General features: G+C 62.1%; 8 protein-coding genes. 1 reads left to right on the top strand and 7 read right to left on the bottom strand.

Annotated elements, in window-relative coordinates; all coding sequences use genetic code 11:
• The 7 genes from B2Y33_RS06500 to B2Y33_RS06470 all read right to left on the bottom strand — a co-directional run.
• The coding region (locus tag B2Y33_RS06500) for a branched-chain amino acid ABC transporter permease (RefSeq protein ID WP_288632787.1) at positions 1 to 397 on the bottom strand (397 nt) is incomplete at its 3' end.
• The gene (locus B2Y33_RS06495) at positions 397 to 1284 is read right to left on the bottom strand and encodes a branched-chain amino acid ABC transporter permease (protein WP_013981555.1); all 888 of its coding nucleotides are present in this window, start codon (positions 1282 to 1284) and stop codon (positions 397 to 399) included. The genes B2Y33_RS06495 and B2Y33_RS06500, both read right to left, overlap by 1 nt.
• The gene (locus B2Y33_RS06490; RefSeq protein WP_101276199.1) at positions 1284 to 1988 is read right to left on the bottom strand and encodes an ABC transporter ATP-binding protein; all 705 of its coding nucleotides are present in this window, start codon (positions 1986 to 1988) and stop codon (positions 1284 to 1286) included. Before B2Y33_RS06490 ends, B2Y33_RS06495 begins: the two co-directional genes overlap by 1 nt.
• Positions 1981 to 2736 carry an ABC transporter ATP-binding protein gene (locus tag B2Y33_RS06485; protein ID WP_288632786.1) on the bottom strand — a complete coding sequence of 252 codons (756 nt, stop codon included), beginning with the start codon at positions 2734 to 2736 and terminating at the stop codon, positions 1981 to 1983. The genes B2Y33_RS06490 and B2Y33_RS06485 overlap by 8 nt, the downstream gene beginning before the upstream one ends.
• Positions 2733 to 4034 carry a high-affinity branched-chain amino acid ABC transporter permease LivM gene (gene livM / locus B2Y33_RS06480; protein ID WP_206405175.1) on the bottom strand — a complete coding sequence of 434 codons (1302 nt, stop codon included), beginning with the start codon at positions 4032 to 4034 and terminating at the stop codon, positions 2733 to 2735. The genes B2Y33_RS06485 and livM overlap by 4 nt, the downstream gene beginning before the upstream one ends.
• Before the next feature lie 2 nt (positions 4035 to 4036).
• Positions 4037 to 4951, bottom strand: coding sequence for an ABC transporter permease subunit (locus B2Y33_RS06475; RefSeq protein ID WP_023533025.1), 915 nt, complete (start codon positions 4949 to 4951; stop codon positions 4037 to 4039).
• Between the two features lie 155 nt (positions 4952 to 5106).
• A complete protein-coding gene (locus tag B2Y33_RS06470) occupies positions 5107 to 6249 on the bottom strand; it encodes a branched-chain amino acid ABC transporter substrate-binding protein (RefSeq protein ID WP_206405176.1) in 1143 nt (380 codons plus the stop codon).
• Between the two features lie 485 nt (positions 6250 to 6734).
• Between B2Y33_RS06470 and pncB the strand changes: the two genes are divergently transcribed.
• On the top strand, positions 6735 to 7940 hold the full coding sequence (pncB, locus tag B2Y33_RS06465) for a nicotinate phosphoribosyltransferase (RefSeq protein WP_181074357.1): 1206 nt from the start codon (positions 6735 to 6737) through the stop codon (positions 7938 to 7940).
• Positions 7941 to 7942 lie beyond the last annotated feature (2 nt).

Here is a 7942-nt window from a genome sequence, read left to right as displayed (position 1 = left end):
AGAACATCTGCGACAGCGCCAGGGTGATCATCGTCGAGTAGATACCCTGCCGGCGGATCGCCAGGAAGCCGATGATCAGCCCGAGAAACGCCGCGCCGGCGACGCCGACGAGAATGCCCAACTCCGGAGGCAGCCCCCATTCCTTCACCGCGTGGGCGGTGAAATACGCCGCGCCGCCGAAGAACGCCGCGTGGCCGAAGGATAGGATGCCGGTATAGCCGAGCAGCAGGTTGAAGGCGCAGGCGAAGAGGGCGAAGCACAGCACCTTCATCAGGAAGATCGGGTAGAAGTAGAACGGTGCCAGTGCCAGCGCGACCACGCCGATCAGGATCAGCACGGTCTCCAGGCGCAGCAGCGGGCGTTTGGTGGTCGGCGTGACGTTCACCTGGCTGTTCATCAGGCGTCCCTCCCCATCAGGCCGGCCGGGCGCACCAGCAGTACGATCGCCATGATCACGAAGATCACGATGTTGGAAGCCTCCGGATAGAACACCTTGGTCAGCCCCTCGAGGATGCCGAGCATGTAGCCGGTAATGATCGCGCCGAGAATCGAGCCCATGCCGCCGACCACCACCACCGCGAACACCACGATGATCAGGTTCGAGCCCATCAGCGGGCTGACCTGGTAGATCGGCGCGGCGAGCATGCCGGCCAGGCCGGCCAGCGCTGCGCCCATGCCGTAGGTGAAGGTTAGCAACAGCGGCACGTTGATGCCGAAGGTGCGCACCAGTGTCGGGTTTTCCGTGGCGGCACGCAGGTAGGCGCCGAGCTTGGTCTTCTCGATCAGCAGCCAGCTGGCGATGCAGATCACCAGGGAGGCCAGTACCACCCAGGCGCGGTACTTGGGCAGGAACATGAAGCCCAGGTTGTAGCCACCGGCCAGCTCCTTGGGCACGGCGTAGGGCTGCCCGGAGGAGCCGTAAAAGTAGCGGAACGCGCCTTCCAGGGCGAGCGCCAGGCCGAAGGTGAAAAGCAGGCTGTAGAGGTGGTCGAGGTTGTACAGCCGCGATAGCGCCAGGCGCTCGATCACCGCGCTGCATAAGCCGACGATGATCGGCGCGAGGATCAGCGCCGGCCAGTAGCCGATGCCGAGGGTCGCCAGCAGCAGATAGCCGGCGAAGGCGCCGATCATGTATTGCGCGCCGTGGGCGAAGTTGATGATCTTCAGCATGCCGAAGATGATCGCCAGGCCCAGGCTGAGCATGGCGTAGAACGAGCCGTTGATCAGGCCAATCAGTAATTGGCCGAGAAAGGCCTGGATCGGCACATCGAAAATCGTCGTCATCAGACCCCCAGGGCTTCGTTGAGCATGGTCATGCGGCCGGGCAGATCGGCAACGTCGAAGGTGTCGATGACCTTGCCGTGGTCGACCACGTAGAAACGGTCGGCCACCTTGCTGGCGAAGCGGAAGTTCTGTTCGACCAGCAGGATGGTCATGCCGCGCTGCTTGAGCGTCTGCAGCACCTCGCCGATGCGCTGGATGATCACCGGTGCCAGGCCTTCGGTGGGTTCGTCGAGCAGCAGCAGCTTGGCTCCCGTGCGCAGGATGCGCGCCATGGCCAGCATCTGCTGTTCGCCACCGGAAAGCTTGGTGCCGGGGCTCTTGCGGCGCTCTTCGAGGTTGGGGAACAGCTGGTAGATCTCCGCCAGGGTCATGCCGCCCTTGGCGATCACCGGCGGCAGGGTGAGGTTCTCCTCCACCGTCAGTGTGGAAAAGATGCCGCGTTCTTCCGGTACATAACCGATGCCGTGGCGAGCGGTGCGGTGCAGCGGTACGCGCAGCATGTCCTTGCCGTCGAAGCGGATGCTGCCGCTGCGCTTGCGGATGATGCCGACGATCGAGCGTAGCGCGGTGGTCTTGCCGACGCCGTTGCGGCCGAGCAGGGTCACCGTCTCGCCCTGGTGCACGTCGAGGTCGATGCCGTGCAGGGCATGGCTTTCGCCATACCAGGCGTTGAGGTCGCGCACGCTGAGCAAGGGTTCAGTCATCGTCGGTCCCCATGTAGGCCACGCGTACGCGCTCGTCCTGGCTGACCGTGCGGTAGTCGCCGGAGGTAAGGATTTCGCCGCGCTGCAGCACGGTCACCTGATGGCAGAGGTCGGCGACCACCTTGAGGTTGTGCTCGACCATCAGCACCGCACGCTGGGTGGCCACCTCGCGGATGATCTCGGCCACCACGTGCACGTCCTCGTGACCCATGCCGGCCATGGGTTCGTCCAGCAGCAGCACCTTGGGCTCCAGCGCCAGGGTGGTGGCGATCTCCAGTACGCGTTTGCGACCGTAGGAGAGATCAGCCGCCAGCTCGTTGCGCTTGTCGGCCAGGCCGACCGACTCGATCAGCTGCATGGCGCGCTCGTTGAGGCGGTTGAGCGAGCGCATCGGCAGCCAGAACTGCGTGGCCAGCCCGCCCGGCCGCTGCAGGGCAACGCGCACGTTGTCCAGCACGCTAAGGTGCGGGAATACCGCCGAGATCTGGAACGAGCGCACCAGCCCCATGCGTGCCACCTTGGCCGGGTCGGTGCGGGTGATGTCCTGGTCGAGCAGGCGGATGGTTCCGCTGGTGGGCTGCAGGAACTTGGTCAGCAGGTTGAACACTGTGGTCTTGCCGGCGCCATTGGGGCCGATCAGGGCGAAGATCTGATTGCGCCTGACTTTCAGGCTCACATCGCTGAGCGCCTTGATGCCACCGAACTGCATCATCAGGTGGTCTACCGAAAGAATGATGTCGTCGCTCATGGCGCCACTCCTTTACGCGGGGTCACACCGGACCGGCTGATGCGGATCAGCCCGCGCGGTCGCCAGATCATCATCAGCACCATCAGCACCCCAAACAGCAGTACCCGATACTCGGAGAAGCTGCGCAGCAGTTCTGGCGCAACGGTGAGCACGAACGCGGCAATCACCACGCCGACCGTCGAGCCCATGCCGCCCAGTACGACGATGGCCAGGATCAGCGCTGACTCGAAGAAGGTGAACGAGGACGGGTTGACGAAGCCTTGGTAGGTGGCGAAGAACACCCCCGCCAGCCCCGCAGTCGAGGCGCCCAGGGTAAACGCCGAGAGCTTGACCAGCACATGATTGAGCCCCATGGAGCGGCAGGCGATCTCGTCTTCGCGCAGGGCCTCCCATGCTCGACCTACCGGCATGCGTGTCAGCCTGTGCTTGATGTACAGCACGGCCAGCACCACCAAAAACAGCACCGCGTAGATGAACACGAACTTGAGATTGGGGTTGTAATCGATACCCATGAACTCGTGGATGGGCACGCCCCCGTCCTTGGCCCGCCGACCGAACTCCAGGCCGAGGAACGTCGGCGCCGGGGCCGGCATGCCATTCGGCCCACCGGTGAACGACAGCCAGTTGTTGAGCACCAGGCGAATGATTTCGCCAAAACCCAGGGTGACGATGGCCAGGTAATCACCGTGCATGCGCAACACTGGAAAGCCCAGGATGCACCCGGCCAGCGCTGCGGCAATGGCCGCCAGGGGCAGCACGCTCCAGAAGCCAAGCCCCAGGTACTGGTAGCCCAGCGCCAGGCCATAGGCACCGATGGCATAGAACGCGACATAACCCAGGTCCAGCAGCCCGGCCAGGCCAACCACGATATTCAGGCCGAGACCAAGCAGCACATAGATCAGCCCGAGGATCACCACCGTCAGCAGGTACTTGTTGGCAAAGATCGGGAAGACGATGGCGATCACGATGAGCGCAGGAATGATGTAGCGCAGCCGCGACTTGTAGTCCGGCGGGTTCACATGCACGCCTGAACCGCCATTGTCGAAGCCTTGCAGCATGCGCCGACCGGCAGCGGTTTGCAGGTAAAGGCTGAGCAGGAAGCGCCCGAGCATCACGCCGCCGACCAGCCACGCCACACGCCGCGGTTCGGCGTTGAAGCTGTAGCCGTCGAGCACCACACCGACGACCGGGCCGAACACGATGAGCGCCAGCAGCCCTGCAACCAGGGTTTCCACTACGCTGCGCTTGAGATCGAAACCTGTCTTTTGGGGAACGGATACGGATTTGGAAACGGACATGGTCACACCTTAGCCACGAGTGGGCGACCCAGCAGGCCTTGGGGGCGGAAGATAAGGATCAGTACCAGCAGCGAGAAGCTGAATACGTCCTTGTAGTCCGAGTTGATCAGCCCGGAGAACAGCGATTCGGAGATGCCGAGGATGATGCCGCCGAGCATGGCGCCAGGCAGTGAGCCGATGCCACCGAGCACTGCAGCGGTGAAGGCCTTGATGCCGATGATGAAGCCGGCATAGAAGTCGAAGGTGCCGTAGTTCATGGTGATCAGTACGCCGGCCAGCGCCGCCATCACGGCACCGATGACGAACACGTAGGAAATTACCCGGTCGGTGTTGATGCCCAGGATCGACGCCATCTTGCGGTCCTGCTGGGTCGCGCGGCACATGCGCCCGAGCTTGGTGTACTTGATCACGTAGGTCAGCAGGCCCATGCCAACGAAGGCCGCCACCAGGATAAAGATCTTGGTGTAGGTCAGTTGCACGAAACCGCTGCCCACCTCGACGCGCCAGGCGCCTTCAAGCAGGGTAGGTACCCCCTGTTGCCGCGCACCTTGGCTGATCTGCGCGTAGTTCTGCAGGATCAGGGAAATGCCGATGGCGCTGATGAGCGGCGCCAGGCGGGTGGAGTTGCGCAAGGGTTTGTAAGCGATGCGCTCGATGGTGAAGCCGTATACCCCGGTCACCACAATGGTGAACAACAAGGTGCCCAACATCAGCAGGGGGAAGGATTCGACGCCGAAATAGGCCAGCAATGCCAGGCTGATCGCCGCCAGGTAGGCGGAAATCATATACACCTCGCCGTGCGCGAAGTTGATCATGCCGATGATGCCATAGACCATTGTGTAGCCGATGGCGATCAGGCCGTAGACCGACCCGAGGGTCAGGCCGTTGACCAGTTGCTGCAGGAAAATACCATCCATAACGCAATCTCACCTGATCGAGATCGCACCGGTGCTGCCCACGCAGGGCCCGGTACCAGGCAGCCATGGCGCTGCAGCACTGTGCTGATCTTCGGATAAAGACGGGTACCGCGGGGCCCGGCCCCGGAGCTTGCGCCCGGGGCCTGGAGCCGTTGTTATTGTTGTTTTTCCAGCTGGTGGTACTTGCCGTCCTTGTCCCACTGGTAGACCACATAGTCCGACACCGTCAGGTCACCCTTGCTGTCCCACTTCTTCTCACCCATTACCGTCTGCACAGGGTTGGCCTTCAACCACTTGGCCGCGTCTTCGCCCTTGTTGGACTTGGCGCCGTTGAACGCGGCCGCCAGTGCCTGCAACGAGGCATAGGCGTAGAGGGTGTAGCCTTCGGGCTCGGTGCCGCCTTTACGGAATTCCTCGACCACCGCCTTGCTGTCCGGCAATTGACGCGGGTCGGCGCCAAAGGTCATGTAGACGCCATCGACGTACTGCGCCCCGCCTGCCGTGGACACCAGTTCGTCGGTGACGATGCCGTCGTCGGACATGAACCTCACGTCCTTGAGCCCTTGCTCACGCAGCTGACGTACCAGGGGGCCGGCCTCCGGGTGCAGGCCACCGAAATAGACCACGTCGGCGCCGGTGGAGCGGATCTTGGTGACGATGGCGCTGAAGTCTTTCTCGCCTCGAGTCAGGCCCTCGTACAGCACGGGCTTGACGCCGCGTTTTTCCAGTTGTGCCTTGGTCGCATCGGCCAACCCCTGGCCGTAGGTGTCCTTGTCGTGCAATACGGCCACTTTCTGGCCCTTGAGTACATCGACGATATAGTTGCCGGCGACGACGCCCTGCTGGTCGTCACGCCCGCACATGCGGAACATGGCCGACAGCCCGCGCTCGGTGACCTGCGGGTTGGTCGAGCCTGGCGTGATGGCGATGACGCCTGCTTCGTCGTACACCTCGGATGCCGGAATGGTATTGGAGGAGCAGAAATGCCCTACCACGCCAATGACCTTGTCCTGGTCAACCAGCCGGTTCGCCACAGACACGGCCTGCTTGGGTTCGCAGGCGTCGTCGCCTTTGACCAGCACGATCTTCTCGCCATTGACCCCACCGGCTGCGTTGATCTTGTCAGCCGCTGCCTGCGCACCTTTCATGTATTGCTCGCCAAACGCTGCGTTGGCACCGGTCATCGGGCCTGCGACACCGATCTTGACGTCGGCCTGTACATACGAAGAAACACCCAGGGCCGTGGCAACGGCCAGGGCCAGGGCCAGGAAACCTTTCTTGTAAAACGTCTGCGACATGAGGTGGTGCTCCTAGAGTTTTTTTGATTGGCACTACAACGACTCAGCCCTGTGCTCTGAGCAAGGGCCGTGCCATTAGATTCGCATCATCTTCAAACCCCACCGTGCATATCGTGGCGGGCGGGCACTGCCCGTTTCTTTATTGAGCGTGCAACCGTCTATCCCACCTCTGGTAGCACCGATTATCGCGGCGCAGGGCTACCGCACCGTCAGGGTGTTGCAACTGGCGCACAGGCCAATGGGCAACCGACCTGTAACAATTAACGTCACCGAACTGCACACCGCTGGTGCGTGACTGCTACAGCCCGCACCGTAACTACACTCGACACGCAACGTAACGCCGTCCGGTTTGGCCGGTACGACACCGTATTCAGATTCTTCTGAAAGGTTTCGCGCTGCTTCGCCGCAGGGTCGGCGTCACAATCACATCGGCATGGCAAAGACTGGCACAATGACCGCCTATTGCCGTTTCTGGAGCCACCCTGATGAGCGAGAGCGCATTCGCCGAGCGCATCGTGCATAACCTGCTCGACACCGATTTTTACAAGCTCACCATGATGCAGGGCGTGCTCCACAACTACCCTGACGCCGATGTCGAATGGGAGTTTCGCTGCCGCAATGGCGAGGACCTGCGTCCCTACCTGCACGACATTCGCCAGCAACTCGAACAGCTTGCCGAACTGACGCTGGATAACGGCCAACTCGCCTTCCTGGAGCGCATCAGCTTTCTCAAGCCCGATTTCCTGCGCTTTCTAAGGTTGTTCCGCTTCAACCTGCGCTACGTGCACCTGGGTATCGACGAAGGTCAGCTGGTGCTGCGCCTCAAGGGGCCGTGGCTGCATGTGATCCTGTTCGAAGTGCCTCTGCTCGCCATCATCAGCGAGGTGCGCAACCGTTCGCTGCACCCGCACATGCGCCTGGCCGCTGCCCGGGATCAGCTTTACCGTAAATTCGATTGGCTGCGCGCCAACGCCAGCACCGATGAACTGGCCGAAATGCAGGTCGCTGACTTTGGTACCCGCCGGCGTTTCTCCAGCCGCGTGCAGGAGGACGTGGTGCGCGTGTTGCGCGATGACTTCCCGGCCCGCTTCGTCGGGACCAGCAACGTGGACCTGGCCTGGAAGCTCGACATCAAGCCGCTGGGCACCATGGCTCATGAATGGATCATGGCCCACCAACAGCTGGGCCCGCGGTTGATCGACAGCCAGATCGCCGCGCTCGATTGCTGGGTGCGTGAATACCGAGGGTTGCTGGGCATCGCCTTGACCGACTGCGTGACCATGGATGCTTTCCTGGGCGATTTCGACCTGTACTTCGCCAAGCTCTTCGATGGGCTGCGCCACGACTCCGGCGACCCTGTGCTCTGGGCCGAAAAAGCCATTGCTCACTATCAGCACCTGGGCATCGATCCGATGACCAAGACGCTCGTGTTTTCCGATGGCCTGAACCTGCCACGGGCGCTGGAAATCTTCCGTGCCCTGCGTGGTCGCATCAACGTAAGCTTCGGTATCGGCACCAACCTGACCTGCGACATTCCGGGCGTAACGCCAATGAGCATCGTGCTGAAGATGACCGATTGCAACGGCGCACCGGTGGCCAAGATTTCAGACGAAGCGGCCAAGACCCAGTGTCGTGACGAAAACTTCGTCACTTACCTACGTCACGTTTTCAAAGTTCCCAGCAAGGAGTAACC

The organism is Pseudomonas sp. UBA5666 (assembly GCF_002420785.1).
In the GTDB taxonomy this organism is placed as follows: domain Bacteria; phylum Pseudomonadota; class Gammaproteobacteria; order Pseudomonadales; family Pseudomonadaceae; genus Aquipseudomonas; species Aquipseudomonas fulva.
The sequence above is the reverse complement of the archived record's forward strand: the minus strand, read 5'-3'. Positions and strand labels throughout refer to the sequence as shown.

What these genes read in the sequence shown, in the direction of transcription:
- B2Y33_RS06495 (WP_013981555.1), bottom strand. Translation starts at nt 1,284, where the DNA reads ATGACGACGATTTTCGATGTGCCGATCCAGGCCTTTCTCGGCCAATTA.
- B2Y33_RS06490 (WP_101276199.1), bottom strand. Translation starts at nt 1,988, where the DNA reads ATGACTGAACCCTTGCTCAGCGTGCGCGACCTCAACGCCTGGTATGGC.
- B2Y33_RS06485 (WP_288632786.1), bottom strand. Translation starts at nt 2,736, where the DNA reads ATGAGCGACGACATCATTCTTTCGGTAGACCACCTGATGATGCAGTTC.
- livM (WP_206405175.1), bottom strand. Translation starts at nt 4,034, where the DNA reads ATGTCCGTTTCCAAATCCGTATCCGTTCCCCAAAAGACAGGTTTCGAT.
- B2Y33_RS06475 (WP_023533025.1), bottom strand. Translation starts at nt 4,951, where the DNA reads ATGGATGGTATTTTCCTGCAGCAACTGGTCAACGGCCTGACCCTCGGG.
- B2Y33_RS06470 (WP_206405176.1), bottom strand. Translation starts at nt 6,249, where the DNA reads ATGTCGCAGACGTTTTACAAGAAAGGTTTCCTGGCCCTGGCCCTGGCC.
- pncB (WP_181074357.1), top strand. Translation starts at nt 6,735, where the DNA reads ATGAGCGAGAGCGCATTCGCCGAGCGCATCGTGCATAACCTGCTCGAC.